At 46.1% G+C, this 24,556-nt stretch carries 20 protein-coding genes and 1 pseudogene; 18 read left to right on the top strand and 3 right to left on the bottom strand.

The features are described from left to right. Positions 1 to 94: 94 nt before the first annotated feature. Entirely contained in the window at positions 95 to 943 is an 849-nt protein-coding gene (locus RB297_RS05140; RefSeq protein WP_375119936.1) for a helix-turn-helix transcriptional regulator, read from the bottom strand. Between the two features lie 305 nt (positions 944 to 1,248). On the opposite strand from RB297_RS05140, the gene RB297_RS05135 reads away from it, so the two are divergent. The 9 genes from RB297_RS05135 (at position 1,249) to RB297_RS05095 (ending at position 15,237) form a co-directional block, all read left to right on the top strand. After that, entirely contained in the window at positions 1,249 to 2,922 is a 1,674-nt protein-coding gene (locus tag RB297_RS05135) for an extracellular solute-binding protein (protein WP_375119935.1), read from the top strand. 114 nt (positions 2,923 to 3,036) lie between these two features. Beyond that, a complete protein-coding gene (locus RB297_RS05130; protein WP_009590100.1) occupies positions 3,037 to 3,942 on the top strand; it encodes an ABC transporter permease in 906 nt (301 codons plus the stop codon). A 37-nt stretch (positions 3,943 to 3,979) separates the two neighbouring features. Beyond that, positions 3,980 to 4,864, top strand: a complete 885-nt coding sequence (locus RB297_RS05125; RefSeq protein ID WP_176502408.1) for a carbohydrate ABC transporter permease — start codon at positions 3,980 to 3,982, stop codon at positions 4,862 to 4,864. A gap of 40 nt (positions 4,865 to 4,904) precedes the next feature. After that, the gene (locus RB297_RS05120) at positions 4,905 to 6,635 is read left to right on the top strand and encodes a sensor histidine kinase (RefSeq protein ID WP_213578760.1); all 1,731 of its coding nucleotides are present in this window, start codon (positions 4,905 to 4,907) and stop codon (positions 6,633 to 6,635) included. Positions 6,636 to 6,647: 12 nt separating this feature from the next. Beyond that, entirely contained in the window at positions 6,648 to 8,330 is a 1,683-nt protein-coding gene (locus RB297_RS05115; RefSeq protein WP_375119934.1) for a response regulator, read from the top strand. A gap of 96 nt (positions 8,331 to 8,426) precedes the next feature. After that, positions 8,427 to 9,701, top strand: a complete 1,275-nt coding sequence (locus RB297_RS05110; RefSeq protein ID WP_192571759.1) for a Gfo/Idh/MocA family protein — start codon at positions 8,427 to 8,429, stop codon at positions 9,699 to 9,701. 317 nt (positions 9,702 to 10,018) lie between these two features. Beyond that, positions 10,019 to 12,505 (top strand): DUF4855 domain-containing protein, encoded by a 2,487-nt coding sequence (locus RB297_RS05105; protein WP_375119933.1) that lies wholly within the window; start codon positions 10,019 to 10,021, stop codon positions 12,503 to 12,505. Between the two features lie 413 nt (positions 12,506 to 12,918). Next, positions 12,919 to 14,337, top strand: coding sequence for a leucine-rich repeat domain-containing protein (locus tag RB297_RS05100; protein WP_375119932.1), 1,419 nt, complete (start codon positions 12,919 to 12,921; stop codon positions 14,335 to 14,337). 114 nt (positions 14,338 to 14,451) lie between these two features. Further along, the gene (locus tag RB297_RS05095; protein ID WP_375119931.1) at positions 14,452 to 15,237 is read left to right on the top strand and encodes a copper amine oxidase N-terminal domain-containing protein; all 786 of its coding nucleotides are present in this window, start codon (positions 14,452 to 14,454) and stop codon (positions 15,235 to 15,237) included. 232 nt (positions 15,238 to 15,469) lie between these two features. Here RB297_RS05095 and RB297_RS05090 read toward each other — a convergent pair whose 3' ends face one another. After that, positions 15,470 to 16,381 (bottom strand): DMT family transporter, encoded by a 912-nt coding sequence (locus RB297_RS05090; protein WP_375119930.1) that lies wholly within the window; start codon positions 16,379 to 16,381, stop codon positions 15,470 to 15,472. A gap of 153 nt (positions 16,382 to 16,534) precedes the next feature. Here RB297_RS05090 and RB297_RS05085 point away from each other — a divergent pair, with 153 nt between their 5' ends. The 3 genes from RB297_RS05085 to RB297_RS05075 all read left to right on the top strand — a co-directional run bounded on the left by RB297_RS05085 (position 16,535) and on the right by RB297_RS05075 (position 19,521). Beyond that, a complete protein-coding gene (locus RB297_RS05085) occupies positions 16,535 to 17,437 on the top strand; it encodes an AraC family transcriptional regulator (protein WP_375119929.1) in 903 nt (300 codons plus the stop codon). 75 nt (positions 17,438 to 17,512) lie between these two features. After that, positions 17,513 to 18,442, top strand: coding sequence for a poly(ethylene terephthalate) hydrolase family protein (locus RB297_RS05080; RefSeq protein WP_375119928.1), 930 nt, complete (start codon positions 17,513 to 17,515; stop codon positions 18,440 to 18,442). 209 nt (positions 18,443 to 18,651) lie between these two features. Beyond that, the gene (locus RB297_RS05075) at positions 18,652 to 19,521 is read left to right on the top strand and encodes a hypothetical protein (RefSeq protein WP_375119927.1); all 870 of its coding nucleotides are present in this window, start codon (positions 18,652 to 18,654) and stop codon (positions 19,519 to 19,521) included. 221 nt (positions 19,522 to 19,742) lie between these two features. Here the strand turns inward: RB297_RS05075 and RB297_RS05070 are convergent, their stop codons facing one another. Further along, positions 19,743 to 19,952 (bottom strand): hypothetical protein, encoded by a 210-nt coding sequence (locus RB297_RS05070; protein WP_375119926.1) that lies wholly within the window; start codon positions 19,950 to 19,952, stop codon positions 19,743 to 19,745. A gap of 392 nt (positions 19,953 to 20,344) precedes the next feature. On the opposite strand from RB297_RS05070, the gene RB297_RS05065 reads away from it, so the two are divergent. From RB297_RS05065 to RB297_RS05040, 6 genes and pseudogenes are all read left to right on the top strand, one after another. Continuing rightward, the gene (locus RB297_RS05065) at positions 20,345 to 20,689 is read left to right on the top strand and encodes an alpha/beta fold hydrolase (RefSeq protein WP_255250494.1); all 345 of its coding nucleotides are present in this window, start codon (positions 20,345 to 20,347) and stop codon (positions 20,687 to 20,689) included. Then, complete coding sequence (locus RB297_RS05060; protein WP_255250493.1) at positions 20,679 to 21,017, top strand: alpha/beta fold hydrolase; 339 nt, start codon at positions 20,679 to 20,681, stop codon at positions 21,015 to 21,017. Before RB297_RS05065 ends, RB297_RS05060 begins: the two co-directional genes overlap by 11 nt. Positions 21,018 to 21,179: 162 nt before the next feature. Then, positions 21,180 to 21,522 (top strand): annotated as a pseudogene (locus RB297_RS05055) (MmcQ/YjbR family DNA-binding protein). 135 nt (positions 21,523 to 21,657) lie between these two features. Further along, on the top strand, positions 21,658 to 22,323 hold the full coding sequence (locus RB297_RS05050; RefSeq protein WP_096773871.1) for a TetR/AcrR family transcriptional regulator: 666 nt from the start codon (positions 21,658 to 21,660) through the stop codon (positions 22,321 to 22,323). A 111-nt stretch (positions 22,324 to 22,434) separates the two neighbouring features. After that, positions 22,435 to 23,106 (top strand): pentapeptide repeat-containing protein, encoded by a 672-nt coding sequence (locus RB297_RS05045; protein ID WP_375119925.1) that lies wholly within the window; start codon positions 22,435 to 22,437, stop codon positions 23,104 to 23,106. Positions 23,107 to 23,199: 93 nt separating this feature from the next. Beyond that, on the top strand, positions 23,200 to 24,429 hold the full coding sequence (locus RB297_RS05040) for a serine hydrolase domain-containing protein (RefSeq protein ID WP_375120568.1): 1,230 nt from the start codon (positions 23,200 to 23,202) through the stop codon (positions 24,427 to 24,429). Positions 24,430 to 24,556 lie beyond the last annotated feature (127 nt).

Genomic DNA, 24,556 nt, shown 5'->3' with positions numbered 1-24,556 from the left:
CCTGAAATCCATATAATCAAAATATGCCTTGATTATAACCAGCCATGCCGGCAATGGCTTCTCAAATCATGAAAGCGTTATTCTCATTTTTTGCTCATTCCGTAATCCCTATTGATTGCCGATAACGGATCGGAGACAGGCCGACAATCTCTTTAAAAACACGGTAAAAGGTCGGCAAGCTTTGAAAGCCGCATTCGAAAGCAATATCGGCTACAGCTTTGTCTGTTCCTGCCAATTCCCTCTTGGCAGCCTGGATACGCAGCAAGGAAACATATTCCGAGAAACGATAACCGGTCGTTTCCAGAAACGCCCGGCTCACGCGCGAGACGCTTAAACCAAGTTCATCAGCCAATTCCCCTAAGCTAACCGGCTCGTGGTAACGATGCTCGACCAAAGCGGCAAGCGATTGCGCCTGGCGAACGGAATGTACCATATGACGACGCTCATCATCGGTCAGCAAACCGTCGTAATGTCGAAGAAGACGGCCGCACAGCTGAATGAGCGCGCTTTTGGCCATTGCCAAATAACCGGGGGACTTTTCCCGCAGTTCTTCCGCTATAGCCAGCACCCAAGGCGTAAGCTGTTTGGCGAGCGGCGAGCCGCCCATAATATGATTGCAAAAATGAGTGGAGCGATAGGAGAATGGCAGCAGAAGACCGGGCTCCTCCGCTAGCAGCAGAGCGGGATCAAAATTAATAAAAAGATAGCGGCTCGGGTCATCGGGGGCAGATTGGGCAATATGCCGTTCATCATTGTTGACCAGAAATAAGTCGCCAGGTTTTGCTGCATATTGTTTGTTGCCAAAGAAAAAATAGCCTTTGCCTGTTAAACAGAGACCGATCTCCAGGCTTGCGTGCACATGAGGCGGCTGCCGATAAGTGGCAGGGGTCCATTCGAAAGCATTGATAGCAATGGGATGGTCATAGGCAATATGAAGTCTCATTATGTCCAACGCCTCCAGACAATCATGAATTTATATGCTAAGTATATAGACAAGGGATGACTTCAACCAGATACTGTTATTTACTTTCATACATACATTTTGAGGTATTTCTAAATGAAAAGTAAATGCTGCCGATGTATAAGTGAATCACGATAATTATTTGCTTTTTGCCTGGTGTCAAGAGGTGTATACGAAAGTAAAGACTAGTATATAGAACAGCGGGGGGCTTCTTTCTATACTGGAATTATGAAAGACTGCAATACAATTTGCAGAAAACTAAACGAAATGTACCGGAGGGGTAAAATTTGAAGAGCAAAAAGGCACTTGCAATGATCTCCTTGACGCTTGCATTGGCGATTACAGGCTGCGGCTTCAAAACGTCGTCTGAGCCAAACCAACCATCTGGAAATTCCAAGGAACCGATCCAAACAACAGGCACAGGAAACAGCAATGATATCATTGAGGTTTCAACGGTTTCGCCAAGCGATCCTTACTTGAAATTCGACGAAGGTGAAGACTTCGACAAAAACTCAGTTTATGACGTTTATGAACAAGATATCGGTGTCAAAATTACAAACAAGTGGATTGCAGACATCAGCCAATTCAAAGAGAGAGTAAAAATTGCCATCGCATCCAACGATCTTCCCGATTTCTTGCTTGTAAACGCTGCTCAGCTTAAAGAGCTAACGGAAGCGGATATGATTATGGATTTGACAGAGATTTATGATCAGCATGCTACGGAAGAGACGAAAAAGTTTCTGACCATGGACGGCGGCATGCAGATGAAAACTGCGATGATCGACGGGAAAATGATGGGGATTCCAAGCTCATACAACCCGTTCAACTATCAATACTTGTTCGTTCGTACCGACTGGCTGAAAGAACTTGGCTTGCCTGAGCCTAAAACAATGGATGATTTCATAAAAATTGCCGAAGCGTTCAAAACCAAGAATCCTGGCGGCACAAAACAAGCTTACGGTATTGCGGTCAGCAAAAACCCATTTAGTATCGAGACAGGCGTTACCGGTCTGAGAGCGTTCTTGAACGGCTATCACGCTTATGAAAACATTTGGATGGAAGATGGGAACGGCGGTTTGATGAACAGTGATATCCAGCCCGAGATGAAGCAGGCGCTTGCAGCGCTGCAAGACATGTTCAAAAAAGGGTTGATCGATCCTGAGTTTGCGGTTAAAGATACGGAAAAAGCCGCTGAGCTCATCTACGACGGCAGCATCGGCATGGTATTTGGTGCTTCCTGGACACCGGCGCAGCTTGTGCAGGGCGCTGTGAAAGACGGGAAGGTTGTTCAAGAATGGGGAGTGTTCCCTATCCCTTCCGTAGACAACAAGCCTACATTGAATCAAATTGGTCTTGGTGTTGACGAGTACTATGTGATCTCTAAACAAGCCAAGCATCCTGAAGGCGTTATCAAATTGCTGAACCAATGGATCGTCGTTGATAATACGATGAATCCGACAGATGAGCAAAAAATCTATCTGTATGGTAAAGACAAACAAGAAAAAGGCAACAACTACTGGCTGCTGAACCCGCTTCGCGTAGGCAAACAGATGGATAACAACGGCGAAATTCTGCCGAAAGCGATCGAAACGAAAGATCCTAGCATTCTTCAAACTGCAGACCAGAAGGGTCGTTATGAACGTGCGATGAAATTTATCGATGGTAGCGATATCAATATGTGGTGGGAAGTGCTGATTTCGGGGCCGAACGGAGCGGTATCGCATAACCCAAAAATCCAGCAAAACAAAGAATACCTGCAAAACAAATTCTACGGCGCACCTACGCCGACGATGGCAGACCGTCAAGAAATTTTAACGAAGAAACGTGATGAAATATTCATCAAAATCATAATGAACCAAGTATCCGTAGACGAATTCGATACATTCGTTGAAGAGTGGAAGAAGCTTGGCGGCGATGAAATCACGAAAGAAGTTAACGAGTGGTATCAATCGATGAAATAGGATCTGTAGCGCAAAGGAGGGATTGAATCTATGCAATCCCTCCTTTTTTCAAGAACAATCAGGTTCTTGAGCAAGGCATGCACAGCATGATAAGTGAATCAGCGAGGTGAAGATATGAATAGTCTGACGCGCATGTGGAAGAAGGAATGGCCGCTTCATTTGATGCTGCTGCCGGGTTTAGCTATGATTGTTATTTTTAGTTACATTCCTATGACAGGAATCATGATGGCTTTTCAAAAATATGTGCCGAATAAAGGGTTGTTCGGCTCCCCGTTTATCGGATGGAGGAACTTCCAGCTGTTAATGGATTATCCGGATATCGGCCGCATCTTCTTTAATACGGTATACATTGCTGTAATGAAAATCGTTGCCGGTTTGTTCGTGCCAATCACGATAGCAATTTTGCTTAATGAATTGCGTAGAGAATGGATGAAAAGAACGTTCCAAACCCTGGTCTATCTGCCCCATTTTCTATCCTGGGTGCTGCTGAGCGGGATTTTGGTCGATATTTTGTCTCCTTCCTCCGGCATATTGAACCAGCTGCTTGGATGGTTCGGCATGAAGCCGATTTTCTTTCTTGGCGATAATAACTGGTTCCCTTATGTCATGGTCATCTCCGATGTATGGAAAGAATTTGGATTTGGTACCATTGTTTATTTGGCCGCACTGACAGGAATTAATCCTACGCTTTATGAAGCCGCTCAAATCGATGGTGCGGGCCGCTGGAAACAAACGCTTCACGTGACGCTGCCGGGCATGATGCCGATCATCGTTCTTATGCTAACGCTTAATATCGGCAATGTGCTGAATGCGGGATTTGATCAAATCTTTAACCTGTACAGCGCACCGGTTTATGAAAGTGCCGATATCATTGATACTTTTGTCTACCGTATGGGGATCCAGCAAGCCCAGTTCGGATTTGCCACAGCTGTCGGCTTATTGAAATCCGTCGTATCCTTTATTTTCATTTCCGTATCCTACGTACTCGCATACCGACTAGCGAATTACCGTATTTTTTAATAGATGAAAAGTCGGTGATTCAGAAAGGAGACTGACCGTGGTTATTAAACCGTCATTCGGAAGAAGGGCTTTTCTAGTTTGCAACCTAGTCTTTCTAGCGTTTATATCTTTTTTATGCTTAATGCCGATCCTTCATATTTTGGCGATTTCGTTTAGCTCGGGTTCGGCGGCGGCAGCCGGCAAGGTTGCGCTGTGGCCTGTAGAGTTTACAACGGCGGCTTATGATAACGTGTTCGGCAAGCCTGAGTATGTAAGAGCCTTTGGCATTTCGATTCAACGGGTTGTTGTCGGGACGGTATTAAGTATGTTGTTAACGATTATTACAGCTTATCCTTTATCCAAGGATCGCAATACGTTTCGTCTAAGAACCGTCTATGCATGGATATTTGTTTTCACGATTTTGTTCAACGGCGGACTCATTCCTACCTATTTGACAATTAAAAGCTTGGGACTTATTGATACTCTCGGAGCGTTGGTGCTACCTATGGCAATTAACGTGTTCAACGTCATCCTGCTATTGAACTTTTACCGCAATCTGCCCAGAGAGCTTGAGGATGCTTCACGGATTGACGGAGCCGGGCATTTTGCAACGCTTTGGAAAATATATGTACCGCTATCGTTGCCCGCACTGGCGACAACGGGGCTTTTTACGATGGTAGGGCATTGGAATAGCTGGTTCGACGGCATGCTTTATATGAATCACCCGGAAAATTATCCGCTGCAAACTTTCTTGCAAACCGTTATTATTAAGATGGATTTCCGATTTCTTAAATCAGAAAATGTGGAACTCATGCTCCAGCTGTCTGACCGTACAAGCAGGGCGGCACAAATCTTCGTAGCGGCTTTCCCGATTCTTATTGTCTATCCATTCTTGCAGCGGTTTTTCATCAAGGGCATTGTAATGGGAAGCGTAAAAGAATAGACAAAGAAGGTCGTAGATCTCGGGCACAGGAGAACAGACGATGAAAAGTATATTCTTTTTACAGGATTCCTCTATATTCAAAAAAATAATGGCTGCCTTTTTGGCGGCCTTACTGCCGCTTATGGCGATAACCTGGATGATGAATGAGCAAGGGGCCGATCATATCCGCAGTGAAATATCCGATTCGATTTTGAATACGACAAGGTTTTATTTAGACTCCCTGGATCAGGAAGCAGACCGGATCAGCCGATATTTGCCTAACTACGTTATGGACAGGGATTTGATGGAAGTGGCGGCGACAGGCGAGCAGATGAACTCCTATGAGCGGTCGTATAAAATACTGGATATTCAGCACCGCCTGGATTTAATGAAAAATTCCAGTCCGTTCATTCGCGAGGCGAAGGCGTACATTCCGCATATCGAGCGCACGGTGCTGAGCAACAGCTTTGAAACCAATCTGGATGCAGAAGAATATGAAGCGATGCAGCCAGACAAGAAGCTTTATACGGAGCCCTTTATTTATTGGAAGGACCGGCTGTTTATTACGATGCAGTACCCTGCAGGCAAAAAGGACCCGCTCTATGTAGTGGGCGTAGAGCTCTCAACCGGCAAAATTAAAGAGACCTTAACGCAAATCGGCAACAGCAGGGGTGGTCAGACCGTATTGTTTAATCTGGAGCGCGGCTGGGAAATCAATAGCGGTTCCGACCTTGAATTTCATGATCTGATGAAGGAGCTGGCTTTTGAAAAGCAGGCGGCGAAAATGGATGAAGGCTATGATACGATCCATTATAAAAATAAGCGATATCTAACCGTATTCAAGTATTCCAGCCTATGGAATTCATACATGGTAACGAGCATACCGGAAGAGATGATTCTCGGTTCATTGCAGGTATATAGGGCATTGTTTTGGTGGGCTTGCGCGCTTGCTGTTTGTATTTTTTTATTTTTTACCTATTTTATCATCCGATTAATATACCGTCCGTTGTTAAAGCTGGTGCGTTCCTTCCGCCGCATGCAGCAAAACGAGCTGGAGCCGATCTTGATCGACCGCAGGCAGGATGAGTTCGGCTATTTATACCAGGCTTTTAACGATACCGTGAAATCTTTGAAAACACTGATTGAGGAAAATTATGAGCAGCAAATTCGCAATCAGCGTTCGGAGCTGAAGCGATTGCAATCGCAAATCAATCCTCATTTTTTATATAATTGCTTTTTCGTGCTTTGCCGCTTGATTAAATCCGATACCCAGAAGGAAAAAGCCTACCAGTTCTGTTTGTACATCGGGCAATATTTTCAGTTCATTACTCGCCATCATGATGACGACATTCTGCTGGAGATGGAGCTTGAGCATTCCCGCACTTATGTAGAGATGCAGTCGATCTGTTACGGGGAACGAATCGAAGTGCTGTTTGAAGTCGAAGCCCAGCCGATTGAAGTTCCCCGATTGATTTTGCAGCCTATTATTGAAAATGCTTATAAGTACGCCCTTGGCAATATGCGCGGCACGGGCGAGCTATGGGTGCACAGCAAGCTGCGAAATGATGCTTTTTACATTTACGTAGAAGATAACGGCGAGTTCATTACGGATGAGGAAATCGAAGCGCTTGGCAAGAAGCTGCGTTATTCAACGAACCAGATGGAGGAGACAACCGGCCTGCTTAATGTTCATCGCAGAATTCAGCTTCGTTATGGAGAAGAGTATGGGATTACCGTATCACGCTCTGAGCTTGGCGGGCTTCAAGCTATTATTAAACTGAGCATGAGCTAAGGAGGAATCGCCATGTACAGGCTTTTAATCGTGGATGATTTGCCGATTATCGTAGATGGTCTTCTGGAGTTGTTCGAGAAGACGGAGCATTTGGAGCTTGAAGTCATGAAGGCCTATTCCGGCGAAGAAGCGCTTGAGGTGCTGTCACATCACCGGATGGATATTGTGATTTCGGACATTAAGATGTCCGGCATAGAGGGCATTGAGCTGCTTCAGGAAATCAAATCGCAGTGGCCGGCGTGCAAAGTTATTTTATTGACAGGGTTCAATGATTTTCACTATGCGAAGAACGCCCTTACATTTGGCGCCTTTGATTATTTGCTGAAAGTGGAAAGCGACGAGAAGATCATTCATACCGTTGAACGGGCGATAGAGGAAATCGAAGAGGAACAGGGTCAGGCTCAAATGATCTTGCGGGCCCAGTCCAAAATGAGAATAGCGATGCCTTCCTTGCAGAAGGAATATATCTGGGGCTTATTTCAAGGCAAGACGATGACGGGGCAGCAGCTTCGGGACGCTTTTGCGGAAATGGACATTCCGCTCGACGCATCGCTCCCTGTCTATTTACTGATTGGCAGGATCGATGCCTGGAAGGAAATGTTCACGGCACCGGACAAGGCTTTGCTCGCTTACGCACTTCAAAATATCGGCGATGAGTATTTATCCGCCCATGTGCGCTGCTTCTCCGTCGTATTTGATATGAACAAAATGGTATGGATCTTTCAGCCTAAAGCCGGTCCGGAGATAACGGCGGATACCGGTACGATGGAATGGACCAGGGCATACCGCTATGTGAGCGGCAATTTGGAGACGATCCAGGCGACCAGCAAAAGGCTGCTGAACCTCTCCGTATCTTTTCTTATTGGCAGCGATGCTGTCCCCTGGAATCGGCTGTCGGATCGTTTTCATGCGATGAAATACGGTCTTATGCAAGGCCATGGCTTGTTCCATGAGGTCATCATGACCGATCAAGATCTTCAGAAGTCCGAAGAAAAAGAGAAGGCGAAAAGCTATCATGACAGCTTTTTTCACGCTCGCGTGCAGCTGCTGATGAGCTGTCTTGAAAATAATCACCGCGAGCAGTTTAATCATCTGTTTGTCGAATTGACAGACATATGGAACGATCCGGATACTCCTTATGAGCGCAAGCTTGAGTTGTACCATTTCCTATCTGCGGTATTTCTGGCACATTTGCACAAAAATAAAGATATGCGAGACTATATGAACACCCAGATTAATATGGATATGCTGTTCCGCCAGGAGGAGACCGCTTCATGGACGGAGCTCATTCCATACTATTGGCAAATTGCGGACTGCTTTTTTGAATGGAATGCGCTTCGAGGGACAGAGCTGCCGGCGGAGGTCGTCAATAAGGTGCATCGTTATATAGAGGAGCATATTGCGGATGATATATCCCTAACCGCGATCGGGGATTATGTCAGCTTGAATCCATCCTATCTCTCAAGGCTATACAAACAGATAACGGGAATCGGTCTCTCTAAATACGTAAATGATTACCGCAATGTCATAGCAAAAGATATGCTGCTCAATACATCCATGAAGGTCAATGAAATTGCCGCCAAACTCGGCTACAATTCAGCGCTTGCCTTTATCCGCTTTTTTAAGAAGCAAAATGATATGACGCCACAGGATTTTCGAACGGCTCGCACCGAAACCATGCACCAAGGTCAATAAATGTATATGGAATGTAAGCAATGATCTATTTTGATGCGCGGAGTCACCCCTTACAATGAAATTAGGATGCAATTGTACATGCAAGGGGGACTAACATTGAGAACATTAACGGCTGTACTATTAGGCGCAGGCAGTAGAGGAAGATACATCTATGGACCATATGCGGAGAAATTTCCGAATGAGCTGAAGTTTGTTGCAGTAGCCGAGCCGGATGAGGAACGCAGACAGCGTTTTGCTGAGATTCATCAAATCGCTGAAGAGCATGTTTATCATTCTTGGGAACAAGCATTCGAGCAGGGGAAAATAGCCGACGTGATGATCATCTGCACGCTTGATCGGATGCATTATATACCGGCAATGAAAGCGTTGGAGCTTGGCTACCATGTCATGCTGGAGAAGCCGATGTCACCGGATGTGCGGGAATGCATAGACCTGGAGCAAGCATCCCTTAAACATCAGCGTTTGCTGGTGGTCACGCATGTGCTTCGCTATTCCCCGTTCTGGTCGGGCATCAAAAAATGCATCGAGGATGGGGAGCTGGGTGCCATCGGCACCATTCAGCTGACAGAGAACGTAGGCTATCACCATATGGTTCATAGCTACGTACGCGGCAATTGGCGCAATTCCGAGGAAACAAGTCCGATGATTCTGGCCAAATCCTGCCATGACCTGGACCTCATCTCCTGGCTGATGGATGAACCGTGCACAGCGGTCAGCTCCTTTGGCTCATTGCTTCATTTTAAAGCCGAGAACGCGCCGGAGGGTGCTACGGACCGCTGCATCGATGGTTGCGAAGCCGAGAGGGAATGTGCTTTTTCAGCGATTAAAATGTACTTGGAGCAACCTGCCGATCATTGGGCGCGCTATATGACGCACGATTTATCACAGGAAGGCATTATCCGGGCGCTCAAGGAAGGACCGTTCGGCCGCTGCGTCTATCGCTGCGATAATAATGTTGTCGACCATCAGGTCGTCAATATGGAATTTGCCAGCGGCGCTAATGCTAATTTCATTATGTCGGGATTAACCCAAAGCGGTACTCGCCGTGTGCAGATTATGGGTACGCAGGGAGAGATCATGGGCGACATGGATAAGGGTTCTTTTACGCTGTACCGTTATGCGACGGGCGAAGAGATTGAAATTAAATGCAGCGTGCAGGGCGACGGCCACGGCGGAGGCGATGAGCGCATGGTGAGCTCCTTCCTTAAAAATGTACATAAGTTCGACCGCAACCCGTCTCAAGGCCTTACATCGGCTACCGCTTCCTTGCAAAGCCATTTGATTGCTTTCGCTTCCGAACGATCCCGTTTGCAGCAGGGCAGAAGCATCAAGCTGACCGAGATGTATCAGAAGGAAGAAGCGGGTGTTTAATTGTACATAACTGTGGAACTTGAATTAATTCGACCGCAAATTCGCCGTATGAGTTGAATGAAGCCGCGAGGGTGGACGGCACCATAGCCGCTGCAGATGATGATCTGCCGGCTAATGGTTCACCTTCGGACTGATCTTCTAAGACATTTCGCGAGCAAAGAAGGGAATGAGGAATGAGAATTTTTTATTTTTGAAAGCGATTCCAATCAGGGCGTTTGCCGAATTTCGTGAAAGGGGGGATCCATTTAGGTATTCATCACTAAGCGGGTAAAGAATTCAGGCATTTCTACACTTGAGATTAAAAAGGAGCTGACCTAATGACGTTGAACAAGAAATGGGGATCCGTCCTGCTGACAGTAGTATTGCTGATTTCCTCGATTTCTGCGGTGCAGGCAAAATCGCCTGTTCCGGCAGTGGAGGAGACGCAATTCCGCAATCTAGCGGCCGGCCTCCCGTATGAATGGTCCGAGGAGCCAGAAGCGTCGCATCCTGACAACGGTTACAAACTTACGGATGGAAAATACGGCACGTTGGATAAGAATGACCCGGCATGGGTAGGGCATCTGCGTGGAAAAACGCGGGAAGTCGTCTTTGATCTCGGTGAGGAAAAGTCAATCGGAAAGATTACCGCTCACTTCTTCCAAGATTATCCTACCAACTCGATCCTCGTACCTTTGACCGTATCGATGTTTGTCTCCGATGATAAAGAACATTGGGGCCTGCTGTCACATAACGCCACTCAGCTGCTCTGGGGGGAAGGACCGCCAAGGCAGGAGAACTTTGAATGGGACGGCAGCCGGGATGGAATCAAAGGCGGGAATACGGACGGCAAGCTGGCTTATGCGCGTTATGTTAAAGTAACCTTTACGATGCATCCTTCGCAATGGGAATACATTGACGAAATCGAAATTATAGGTACGGATGGCAAGGCTCAGGGGGCGGTAAAGGTTCCTGCCGGACAGCCTGGTTTTTTGGAGCCGGGAGAAGCTACAGCTGGGATCCGGAACCTGAATCTGCTGTATAACGGACAATATGCAGATGGGTTGGGCGATTGGAACAAGGAACGGATCATCCCGAACATCAGTTATGTAAATCAAGATGGCGAGCCTGTCGACTGGCTTTTTGACGGTATATTATTTCTCGGGCTGGCATCGCCTGCCGGCCGCGACTTCGGTGTCGGACAAACGATCCTGGAGGACTGGAACTGGTATTTGGATAAAACCTTCGCTGCCACGGGGGATATGCAGCAGTTGAATGAGGCTACAATAGAGGTCGGAGCCAAGCTAAATCAGCCTGATCATAAAATGAAGGTTGTCCTCATGATTCCAAACCCAGGTGAGTACGTAAACGACTTTGGCGACGTTGACGGTGACGGGGTATCCGAAAGCTTTAACGACTCGGTTGTCGGCAAAGAGAAAGCGCTCGAAAACCGGATAAAAGCGATGCAGTGGTGGCTGGATCAGGTTCGCCAGAGGTGGCAGGAGGCGAACTATTCCCATCTGGAGCTTGTCGGGATGTACTGGCTGGAAGAACAAATCAGCACAAGCGATACAGGTCCGGATTTGATCAAAGCTGTAAGCGGCAAAGTTCATGACAGGAACTTGAAATTTTTCTGGATTCCGCACTCTTTGGCATACAAAAGCTTTATGTGGAAAGAGGTAGGGTTTGATGCCGTGGCGCTTCAGCCTAACTATTTCTTCGGCGGAACGGATTCCGACCGCTTGGAAGATGCCGCGAACCTGGCCAAGCAATATGGGATGTCAAACGAGCTGGAGTTCGATGATCGGATGCTGTCGGACGACGTATTCCGCAACCGCTATGTCGAATACTTGAACAGCGGCGTTGAAACCGGCTTGATGCAAAATGGTTTTAGAGCTTATTACCAAGGCAATAATGCCGTTTACAACTTAGGGGTAAGCAAAGACCCAAGCTTGCGTTTGATGTATGACTGGCTGTACCAGTTCTTGAACGGAACGTACACGATTGACAGCAGCCCGACACCGGAGACAATGGAGGAGCTTGTACGCAGTTATGTCGCGTCGAACGAAATCAATTCGGCTTTTGGCAATGAGTTGTTGTATCGTTTGCAGATCATCAAGCTGCTTCTGGAGCAAAACAAGCCGAAGGATGCCGTAACGTATATGCAGGATTTCCTCGTACACATTCACGACCCGGCCGTGCAAGCACAAGGGTTGATTTCGGCACCGGCAGCAACGGTGCTTGATACCTATGCCCAAGTTCTCATGGAAACTTGGTCTGACGACTGGGGCCTCAGCAATCTGGCTCAAGGTCTAAGCTATGCCATTTCGCGACCGCCTAACAGCAACTATCCCGATTCCGGGAATGAACTGACGAACGGTCTATTCGGCGGAACGGATTTCAGCAACGAGCAGTGGCAGGGCCATGCGGGAAGCGCCTACCCTGAAGAACGAAGCCGCACCATCACATTGGATTTGGGCCGCAACAAATCGATCGGATCAATCAGAGCCCATTTTCTTCAGGATCAAGGACCTGGCATCTATTTCCCACAGAACGTCGCTTTTTCCGTTTCAACGAACGGCCAAACCTGGAGCTCGCTGGCAACCGTTTCTCCGCCATCGGCTCATGATGCTGCCTCTGCCGAATTCGTGAGATGGAGCGGCTCAGCAGACGGCGTGCCGGGGAAAGCGGGAGCCGATAAAGTGTTCGCCCGCTACGTCAAGATCGAATTCCCGGTCAACGTCTGGGTCTTCCTTGATGAAATCGAAGTTCTTGGCATGGACGGCAAGGCGAATGGAGCCGTCGTTTTGCCGCCGACGCCGTAAATACCGGGCATCCGGTAACGGCAGGGAATTCCATGACATATTTCTGTCGCGCCATGATGCACGGTATCTTATGATTCCTAATAAAAAGCCATGAGCGCAGCATTATTTTTCACGCTGTGACCCATGGCTTTTGCTTTTGAATCGGTCCTGGCGCCCCCATGGGAAGTGAAGGACTCGAGGAAGCCGAGTTGGACGAGATGATCGACTACCATGAGAAATATGCTCGAGCGTATGAGCACTAAATAAAGAATCGTGTAAGGCTGGAGGATTTATGGAAAGGTTAGCCAGAGTCTACTGGTTGGCCTTTTTTTGTACTCGTCTTGATGGCACAATGGAAAAAAATGTACTGCAACTTTTATCGGTTGTAAGCGTCATTACCATAAGACACCAGCAGAAGAGGGGATAGAAAGGAAATGAATAAGGTTTTATCAGGGCTCGTATTCGTTTTGGTAATGATGATCAGCTTACCGGGCCAGGCATCTATGGAGCAGGCTTCCCTGGAAGTAAGTTTTCAGGACGAACAGTTGGAGCAAGCGATAAAGCAGATTTTAAAAAAGGATGAAAATGCGGCTGTTACACAGAAAGATATGGAATCATTAACATTACTTGATCTTTCAAGACGAGGAATTAAAAGCATTCAAGGCTTGCAATATGCTTCCAATGTGAAATTTCTTGACTTGTCCAATAATGAAATTGACGATATTACGCCTCTCAAGCCATTGATTAAGATTCGCGAACTTGATATTGCGGACAATCAGATCGCTTCAATTCAGGATTTGTCCGCCATGACGGATTTGGAAATGTTGATCGTAAACCGGAACCAAATTTCGTCGATTGATGTGATCAAGCAGCTTGGGCGTCTGCATACATTCGAAGCGAACGATAATCAAATCTCGAATATAACGGCATTATCGTCGGCCACAGAATTAACATGGTTACAACTGAACGGGAACCAGATCGCGAATATTCAGCCCTTGAGCAGATTAACCAAGCTAAAGAATTTGGAAATAGCGAGCAATCGATTCTCGGACCTGAGTCCACTTAAGCCTCTATCCAAAAGTTTAATGAGCCTAAACATCGGAAGCAATCGAATTTCGGATCTCCGTGCGCTTGAAGGGATGACGCTAATGAGGGCTCTTTCCGCGGAAAACAATCAGATCAAGAAACTAGATCCACTGAAAAAAATGTCTAACCTGTCTTCCTTGAATCTAAACTCTAATTTGGTTTACAATCTTGAGCCTTTGAAATCCTTAAGCGAACTTCATTATTTACATCTAGCGGATAACCGTGTGTGGAATTTGGATCCCATTCGAAATCATACGTTCGATCCACCTCATTTTGACACGGGAGCAATTAGATACGCGTTGGATTTAAGCGGTAACTATTTGGATTTAAGAAGTACGACCAAAACGTATCAACTTCTCAATAAGCTCGGTGGGGATGGATCCCGCCAACTGAAAGCCCAGCGATTAGTGATCGGGAGCAGAACTGCTTACATAGGAGAGAGTTCCTTTAAGTTAAGCGAAGCCCCGTTTATTGCATCGAGCCGCACTTATGTCCCGATTCGATTTGTATCCGAGCGATTGGGTTCGAAGGTAGGGTGGAACCAAAGCAAACAAGTGGTAACGATCAGCAAAGACAACACGACGATCCGTTGGAAAGTGAATAAAAAGAAAGCAAACGTGAATGGAAAAACCGTTTCATTTGATGCGCCGTTACTGTTGAAGAAGAATAGTTCGTTTATCCCCGTACGCTTCGTGTCCGAGCTGTTAGGATCTCCCGTTGAATACGTGGCGAATCCCAAAACGGTAATCATATTTGAGCGAAAATAGCTTCATTACGTACTGCCTGAGCCCTCCGGCGTAAATTGCTGGAGGGGTTTGTTTTAAAATAACAAGGATTGAGTTAAGGTCAAGGATATAATCGAACCGTGGGAGGAGTCATCCATGAAAAAAACAATACTCGCACTAACATTTTCTTTAGTGTGTACCTTACTAATCGGTAATCCTGCGATAAGCTTCGCCGATAATTTATCGAACACGGTTGACAATGGAATAATCGAAAATGGACGAATGGTGATTCCATTACGCGCTGTTTCAGAGAAATTCAATTCAGAAGTAACTTGGAACCAGGCAAAAAAAAGCATTACGATTATTCGCGGCAAACGAGAGCTATTGCTGCGCGTGAACTCTCGCACAGCTTTATTAAATAACGCTGCTTTCAGCCTTGATGTGCCAGCAAAAATCGATCATGGAACGACTTATGTGCCCGCACGTGTTTTTGCTGAAGCTTTTGGCGGAACGGCGCTGTGGTCCAAACAAGAACGAAAAACAACCATTACGATCGGTCTGCAACAGGTCTTTATCCATACAGAGCCGCAGAAGCCTTGGAGAATGAGTCAAGAGAGAATAAACGTACTGAATGAAAAGATAAATGAAGCCACCGATCTCTCGAGCTATTCGCAAATCCGAACACATTTCAGACCTTATTTCACGGACTCATTTATTAACAAGATTATTCACAGTAATGGCATTAAAAATAACGCTATACTAACAAAAAAGGCCGATATTACTTACAGTAGTACCACAGAGGCGAGAATGCACCAATCGGCTTACTTTGAAAGCGGTCCGATCAATCTTGAGCTTGTTGATCGTTTTGTATTCTATAAATTGGTTGATAACCAATGGAAGGTAGATGATGTGAACGTGGGTAGACAAATTATTGCGCCATAATACGGTCGAGAGCAGGATAAGCGCCAGAAGAATTATGATGTCGCTGCATGATATTTTTAAAGAAGGGTTTAAAAACAGCCGATCCACGTGGATCGGCTGTTTGTGTTCGAGCTAATGAGCAGCTTAATAATGTTATACCTCATGCAATCGTAAGGGATGCAATGTATCCTATTCCATATGGAGGATGCTGGCTAGTTACATTCTACCGATGGACTAATACTGCATACACTGATCAATGCGAAAGATTTTTGTGAGCTGAATATCTTAAGGTTTGCAGCCAAAAATATGTCAGCATGCCCAGCAGCGTAATCATTCCACCTACAAATTGAAATGCGGAGATCGTCTCTCCCAACAACAGATAAGCCAGCATAATGGCCAAAACGGGTTCGCCGATAATGCCTACGGAAACCGTTGTTGCACCAATGGACTTGAGCAGCACGTTGAAAACATATTGGCCAAAGATCGTGGGAATGATCGCAAGCAGAAGGAAGTATGTCCAATCCGAAACGTTGTAATGGGTCAAAGAATGGTGATTCCACAAACTGTAGACGAGCAGGACACTCCCCCCAGTAAAGAAGACGACAACACTATATAGATTCGCATTGATTTTGTGGCTCACTTTCTGTCCGACCAGCATATAAGCCGACACCAGTATGGTTCCTATCAGTGACAAACCGTCCCCGATCAATGCCTCTCTTGAAACTCCAATATCTCCCCAAGCGATAATAAGCGAGCCAAACAAGGCGGCGACCAAGCAGAGAACGGTCAACACACTCGCTCGTTCCCTAAACATATAGTACGTACCGATCATCACAAACAAGGGCTGTAGCGCCAGGATAACCATGGAACTCGCCACGGAGGTATATACCAACGACTCCATCCAAAACAGGAAATGCAATCCCAGAAGCAGGCCGGCCAAAAAAACGGTTCTCCAATCCTTCGAGTCCAGTTTCGAGGAGCGGAGCGTTTTCCAGGGGACAAACGGAAGCATGATGAGTGCCGATAGATAAAGTCTGTACATACCGGCTACAGCGGTTGGTGTGTCCGAAGATTTGATCATGATCGAAGATACGGATACCGACAGAATGGCGATAAAAAGCAGGATATACGGATGAAGCTGTAACGTTAATTTATATCTTTTCAATGATTACCCTCCAAGAGGGCCTATCCGATCGTCTGTGCACAGGCTAGTGATAAGCCAAATTCATGATATAATAATATCATCGTATATTATTGTATTGTGTAATTATATCCCTCAATAATATAGATATATCGTCATAGAAAGGAGCTGGTTGGAATGGCAAAGCCGCTGCATGAAACTATTTTGTACCCCGACGATTCGTTTCCTTATATCATGTACACGCATACGCTTCATAAAAGCATTCCCGAAGGCAGAGGATTCAACGATCTGCATTGGCACGAAGATCTGCAGATCACGTTGGTGACGAAAGGAAAACTGAGTATTCAAGTAAATGGGATGGATCATGAGCTGGAAACCGGCCAGGCGATTCTGATCAACAAGGGAGTTCTTCATGTGGCGACGCAGCTAACGCATGACGGTCAATATGTGAGTTTCAATTTTCCTGAGAAACTGCTCGCCTTCCACACAGACAGTGCCATGGAAAAAAAATATGTGCTTCCTTTTACCCATTCTTCTTTCGTTTCGCTCGTGATCACAGGAGACGCGGAGTGGGAGAAGCAGGTATTGGACCTGCTCTGGGAAATGAGAAAGAAGTTTAATATTAAAAAAAGCTGGGGATGGGAATATGAGATTTCGATTCAAACCGTACAGCTATGGTACATCTTGATCTCCAATATGTCGGTCTCTCCCGTGGAAGCACCAAAACACGTGAAGCGGCAACAGGAGAGACTGCAATTCATGCTTAGCTTCATACATCAAAACTACTCGTTTCCTGTAACGCTGCAAGAAATTGCCGATGTTGCGCATCTGAGCATCTCGGAGTGCACCCGGTGTTTTAAAAAAACGGTTCATATGACCCCCTACGAGTATCTGATCAAGTACCGGATAAAGAAAAGCAGCGAATTATTAATATCAACGGACGACACCATAACCGAGATCGCCCGCAGGGTAGGCTTCAATCATGTCAATCATTTTATTCAGTCTTTTAAAAAGTACCACGAAAGAACACCCAAAGATTTTAGAAAGCATAGAGCTGAAATGAAACATTCCAAAGTTTAACGTATATCCATTCAGTTTCATACTTTAACTGAGAAGACGATAGAGAAATCGGTAGTCTATCGTGAGGTCACGTATATGTCGGTTCTGAAAAAACGCAAGTGGATTTTATGGTTGTCAGCTTTAGTCCTGATCGTCGCAGTTCCAATAACAATTTTCATGCAAATTATCATTCATTCAAATATACCAGAACTTGCGGATGGTAGCATTGAGCAGCGGTATGCGCAGAAAGGAAGCTATCATGTAAAGGTAGAAGAAGTTAAGAGAATGAGCGGGGAGGCTTTATTTAGAATATACTACCCGGCATTTCAAGAAGACGAATCCTATCCTATTATTTCATGGGGGAATGGAACAGATGCCACGCCAGATCGTTATGATGAGCTCTTAACTCATCTGGCTAGCTGGGGATTCATAGTAATAGATTCGTACAGCAAGACAACAGGAACAGGCAAAGAAATTGTGGAGGCTATTGATTATTTGAAAAATGAAAACGAACAAGCAAACAGCTTGTTTTATCAAAAAATAAAAATGGAACATATTGGTGCAGCTGGGCATTCTCAAGGGGCTACAGGTGTCATTAATGCACATACCAACTATGAAAGTGGATCGTTGATTAAGACGGTTGTTTCCATCGCTCTCCCGGATTTGAAGCATTGTGATCCGGAAGATGTGTACGATACAGCACGTATTACCGTTCCTTTTCTCATTATGGGAGGTACACGAGATTTCATAATCTCACCGGTATCAACGAATCAATTAGCCTTACATAATACTCATGCAAGCACGCCAGTTATGATGGGGATGGCGAAAGGTGCTGCTCATACAGCGATTGAAGGTAATGGGGGCAATCATAGGGGGTACTTGACGGCTTGGATGAGATATCGGCTGTTTGATGATCAGGAAGCCATGAAGGCATTTCATGGGGATTCTTCCGAGATGATGCTAAATACGAATTGGGTGGACGTTGAACAAGCTAATATGGATGATCATACATTCGTGAATCCATAACAATCATGTTCGGTTATATCCCCTCGTGGGATTATGTTCGTGTAATTTACAGGACTTTCTCTCTGACGGAGTGCTCTTTAGCTTGTATAGACGAAAAGAATCATTTTTCCGGGAAGTTTGATGAAATGGGTATACGACCTCTGTTGAATATAATACGATCAGTCTTATTACGTAACAAGTTCGAATTTACGACAACGGAGGGAAACGCTTTGAAGTACATTAGGACGATTATGATGATAGTAGGCGGCATCTGCTTGTTGGGCATTGGCTGTACCGTTCAGAAACAAGAATCGGAGATAACCCTAAGCGAACTCAAACAATCCGATAACAATATTCGCGTACCACATAATGACCGACTGCATATGTCTACTGATCAGAGGTGGGTTGAGGAAGAAGGGCATCAGTCTGATCTGATTCGGCTTCAATGGACGGCGGAAAGGGCTAAACCTGCAATCGTGTGGCTCGACGAGAAGGGAATGAACAAAACGGCGATCATATCGCATGACAAGGCTAACAATCCTGATCAGCACGACCATAAGCATATCTCATTCGAGACGACGATGTCGCCAACGGGGGAATATCCGAACCAACTGTTTACCCGGTTTGAAATTCCTTACGATACTGACGTTAGCGAGATTCGTACGCATTCTTCCAACTTCAATGTAATGAACGGCATATTGCGAGTCGCAGGGGAAAAAGGGACTAACCGGGATATCCAGTTCAGTGTAGCCGGCAAGGAAAATGAGACGATAACCAGATGGGCCCTTCGGGCAGATAGTTCCGAAGAACCGGGGGATAATTCCGGAGCCGATATGCAGTTCGTTCGTTACGACGATGACGGCAGCGTCGTTGATTCCCCGCTAACCATAAAGCGCAGCAGCGGTAATGTCGGTTTAGGTACGAATGACCCCGATACCAAGTTAGATGTAAACGGGGATATGCTTCGAATCCGGGAGAAATTTACGCCAGCTTCATCCACAGATGCCTGTAGTCAGGGTCAGATAGCATGGGACGACGATTATGTATATGTTTGCGTTACCGAAAACAAGTGGAAAAGAACAGAGCTCTCGTCCTGGTAACATTGGATAGGTGATAGGCGAAAAGGGGCAAGTGCGGGAAAGGGGCCTTGTCCTTTAACGGTATATGTTCAAGGATTGCCGCGGCACAAGAACATGGGCTAAAAAACCATAGTGGGTGTTTCGGCATAGCAAGCATCATCGATCCGGGTAGTTCAACAATCAAAGGAGAACTCCGCAAAATGTGATATCCATATTTAATTTTGTCATTTATCGCATCCCATTCACTCTTTCTTTTTTTTGAAGAAATCGAACTTGATCACATAATCAAAGAGAAAGGTGATTGCAACAGCTCCAAGTGGAATCATTGCGTATGCCCAAGGCGGATTATTTGGAGCTTCACCAGGGGGTGCATCAATTAAAATCTCAAAAAGAACAACACAGTAAATTACGGCCAATACAATACCTGTTACGTTCCTGCCTGTTTTACACATGGCTATTTTTCACCTTCCTTAACTTTAACAACCTCCGACAATTAATTCTCTTATGAAAATTCATAATCATTATATTACTTTAATTATATTTTAACCATTTTCAAAGCGAATAACATCAATGGCAAAGAGAGCTGCTAACTTGACAACATAATAGAGAGTGGAGGCTTACGATATGGGGACATAATGGTTCTTCTACGTGAGAGAGGAACCAATAATGGCTCGATTTATTATTAACCAAACGGTCATTCAACAATAAAATAAAACTGAATCATTCATGAAGAAGAAGGCGTCTCTTTCATGGGCCATAAATGTATGGTCAGAGAAAATTAGGCAGTGAAACTTACGTTAGGAGATGAGGCGGAGATGGAAACACGTGTGAAAATCAGATTGAATTGAATGGGCACAATTTTCAATATCGCGAGAGTGGGGAGCCTTTTGCACCGCCGCTGGTTGCACTTCACGCGCTTGGAACAAGCGCAGAATCATGGGATCAAGTCGCTATTGCATTAGGAGACAAATTCCGTGTTTTAGCTTTAGATCAGCGGGGGCACGGTGGGAGTGCAAGAATAGGTACATACACTTTGGAACTGATGTGCGAGGATTTGTTTCATTTTGCAAACGCCATGAATTTGGAACGATTTACGTTACTTGGTCATCACATGGGGAGAACCGTATCAAACCGTATCTTATCTGTTCTCGGAAACATATCCGTCGAGGGTAGAGAGGTTGATCGTTGAAGACACTCCACCTCCCTTTGCGGATAAGCCGATCAAAGTACCTGCCAAACCTTCTGATCCCCTGCCGTTTGATTGGCAAGTAGTGCCTTCGATTTTACAGCAGCTTAATGAACCCAATCCCGAATGGTGGTTGCGTCTTCATGACATTATCATGCCAACTCTTATTATAGGCGGTGGCTCCAGTCACATTCCTCAAAACAAATTACGGGAAGTTTCTGAGCTTATTCCGAATTGTGAATTGGTGATGATACAGGATGCCGGGCACTTTGTGCATGATGATAATTTACCAGCTTTATTGGCTACCGCAAAAAAATTTCTTGATTCGTAAATATCTGAATGATTACACTAATATCATGTTCCACCGATAAGTAGATAGAATAAGTATAAGTTGAGTTTCTATCATCATAGGGGATTCAACTTATATTTTTTTGATAGCCGATACCCATTCTATATAAGACGGACATTTATTCTTAGCAAGGAGGAAAATAAAATGATGGAGGAGGAAATAATTTCCTAATTGCCTAACCTATCCTGATGTTTATATAGACAAACCGTTTGATGAAAAATGGACTGTTGTACGTCACATAAAAAACAAGAAAATCTTTGCAATGATTTTTAAACTCGATGGACATCTTTGCCTAAACCTCAAGTGTGAACCAAACAAAGCCGATTTCCTACGGAATATTTTTGAAGATGTTAAACCTGGGTATCACATGAACAAAACACACTGGAATACCATAATTTTAGATCGAAACATGGAAGAGGATGATATATTCGAAATGGTGCATCATAGCTTTGAACTAACGAAACCTAAGTCAAAAAAACAGACGTAATTGGAAACTATAGCTATAAATAAGGAACAGCAGGTTAGTCGACCATTTGCTTTTTTTTTTAAAAGGGGTTGACATCAAAAGGTTGATTGGATATATTTGTTACATACCAACCGAATGTATGAAAGGAGGGGGCAAATGGCAAGAAATAAATATCCTGAAGAAACAATCAACCAAATCCTAACCGTGGCTCTTAACCTGTTCATGCAAAAAGGATACGAGCAGACCTCCATTCAGGATATCATCAATGAACTGGGCGGGCTGACAAAAGGGGCTATTTACCATCACTTCAAGTCGAAGGAAGAGATCTGGCAGGCCGTCATCGATCATGCGTTCAAAGGCGTTGACGAAATGCTGTCCGGCATCCGGGATGACAATGGGCTGAACGGCCTGGAGAAGCTCCGCAAGATTTCCCAAGTCTCCCTCGACAATGCCGCCCGCAACGAACTGGCATCGGTCGGGCCGAATCTCTTACGCAATCCGAAGCTGCTGGCGGCGCAGATCGAGAACATCATCGAAAAAGCCGTACCCGTCTATATCCAACCCATCATCGAACAGGGTATGCGTGACGGCTCGATCCGAACCGACTATCCAAGGGAGCTTAGCGAAGCCTTGGTCATTCTCACCAACCTGTGGCTAAACCCAGAGGTCATCCAGGCTTCGCCCGAGATGATGTTGCGCAAGGTAAGGTTTTTCGATGAAATGTTGAAAGGCTTGGGGCTTGACCTTTTCGATGAGCAAATGTATCAACGATACGAGGAGCTGTTTCGTGTGTCAGCTAGAGAAATCATCAAAGAAAACTAAACTGCCGAAAGGCAGCTTATTTTTAAGCCCATACATACCATCGGTTGGTATGAATAGTTGATCCAGTTCATAAGCTTGTTAAAAACTTAATTATAAGGAGATGTGAATGTTATGAATCAGACCATGAACTCCCGCTCGCCGGAACGGCATGCACTGACAAACTTTAGCTCAAGCAACCTGGTGAAAAGCGATTTTGCAGGCGTTAGGGCCCATAAAGGACAGTTTAAAGGCAGCGGATTGCACGGTTCCGACTTTTCGTGCGCAGATTTGACCGGCAGTACGTTTAAGGGCAGCGATGTACGGGAAGCCAATTTTGATGGCGCGAATCTGACGGACTGCAGCCTATCCACGCTTGACCTGACGAATGCTAGCTTCAATAAGACGATCCTGTTACGAACGAATTTCAGCAAGTCTGAGCTTGAGGGAGCCAAGTTCACAGGAGTAAGACTGACCGAAGTCACGTTAACGATGACCGATCTTAGAAACACGGTTTTTGAAGATTGTTTATTTGATGGGGTTGACTTCAAGAACTCCGATTTGAGCGGGAAACGCTTGGACGGACAGACGTTTACCGGCGTCAAGTTTGAGAAAGCCGCATTAACCGACGTTTCGTTCAAGGGCGCTACTTTTCATCATGTTTCTTTCCATCCGGGGTTCACTTTGACTAAAAAGTACTACCGTATGATCAAAACCATCTGCTTTGACGGCGCAACGATGGATAAATTAACTTATGCTCTACTGAAAGGCATGGATGCTGATCTGTCAAAAGTTACGGTCATTTAAGGAAGGGGATCCGATGCAAACCTTGCAAACCAAAGCCAGTCAAGTAAAAGAACTGAAAAAAAGTAAAGTGAGGGAAACATAATGAAAAAGATGATGGATCACAAGAGCGGAGGCTTCTCCGAAACAGGGCTGCGCAGAATGCGCGACGTGCTGGAAAAACATGTCGATTCCGGGAAGATTCCAGGGCTCGTCGCCCTAGTCAGCCGGAACGGGGAGACGCACGTTGAAGCCATCGGCACGATGCGCCATGATGACAGCGCTCCGATGCGTCGGGACACGATCTTCCGGATGGCGTCCACTTCTAAGATGGTCGGGGCCGCAGCGGTGATGGTCCTGCTCGATGAGTGTAAGCTGCATCTCGATGACCTAGTAGACACATGGCTGCCCGAACTTGCCAACCGGCAAGTACTAAAAAGACCCGACGGCCCGCTGGACGATACGGTTCCGGCGCGACGGCCGATCACCGTGCGAGACCTCTTGACTTCTACGTTCGGGCTCGGAGTGGATATGACGTTAATGGGCTCCCCGATCCAAAACGCGATCTTCGAGAATGGATTATTTGACACGCCAGGACAGGAAATGCCTGAACCGAATGAGTGGATGCGCCGCCTGGGAACGCTCCCGCTATGCTACCAGCCCGGAGAGCGGTGGCAGTACCACATGAGCAACGAAGTGCTCGGCGTACTCGTTGCCAGGGTCACGGGTCAGACATTCGAGACGTTCCTGTGCGAACGCATCTTTGAACCGCTGGGGATGAAGGATACCGGTTTCTACGTGCCCGAAGGCAAGATAGACCGGCTGCCGCCCGCCTACGTCCCTGACCCGCAGACCGGAGAGTTCATCGTGTGGGATGAGGCCGCAGGCGGACGCTACAGTAAGCCTCCGGCGTTCCAAGCAGGCGGCGGTGGGCTGCTCTCAACCGTCGACGATTACCACGCGTTTTTACGTATGCTACTGAGCCAAGGGGTTCACGGTACCGAACGGATCCTGTCCCGGCCCGCCGTCCAGCTGATGACAACGAACCGCCTCACGCCCGAGCAACAAGCATTCCGGGATGACTTGGCAAAAAACAATGTCCATTTGTCTCATGGCCAAGGGCAGCACGGCGGCTGGGGCTTCGGGATGGCGGTACGCACCTACCGCGGCGACTACGCGTCCATCGGCCAGTTCGGCTGGGACGGCGGAAGCGGCACCTCGGCATACGCCGACCCGGACAAACAGCTTACCGGAATCCTGCTCACTCAAGTCGGAATGTCCACCCCGGATTCGGCGTATCTTATCCATGACTTTTGGACCATGGTCTATCAAGCAATCGAAGATTGATACTACACTAGTCGTTTGAAGTAAATCAGGAAAAAGCTACAAGAAGGGTATCACCGTTCTTCCTTCCTGTGTCATAACAGACCGATGTCTATTTGGAATCGGTCTGTTTTTCAATATCACCATACTA

This window comes from Paenibacillus sp. CR_12 (genome assembly GCF_041953985.1).
GTDB lineage: Bacteria > Bacillota > Bacilli > Paenibacillales > Paenibacillaceae > Paenibacillus_AQ > Paenibacillus_AQ lautus_A.
Note: the sequence above shows the minus strand (reverse complement) of the source record. Positions and strands in the feature narration are given on the sequence as shown.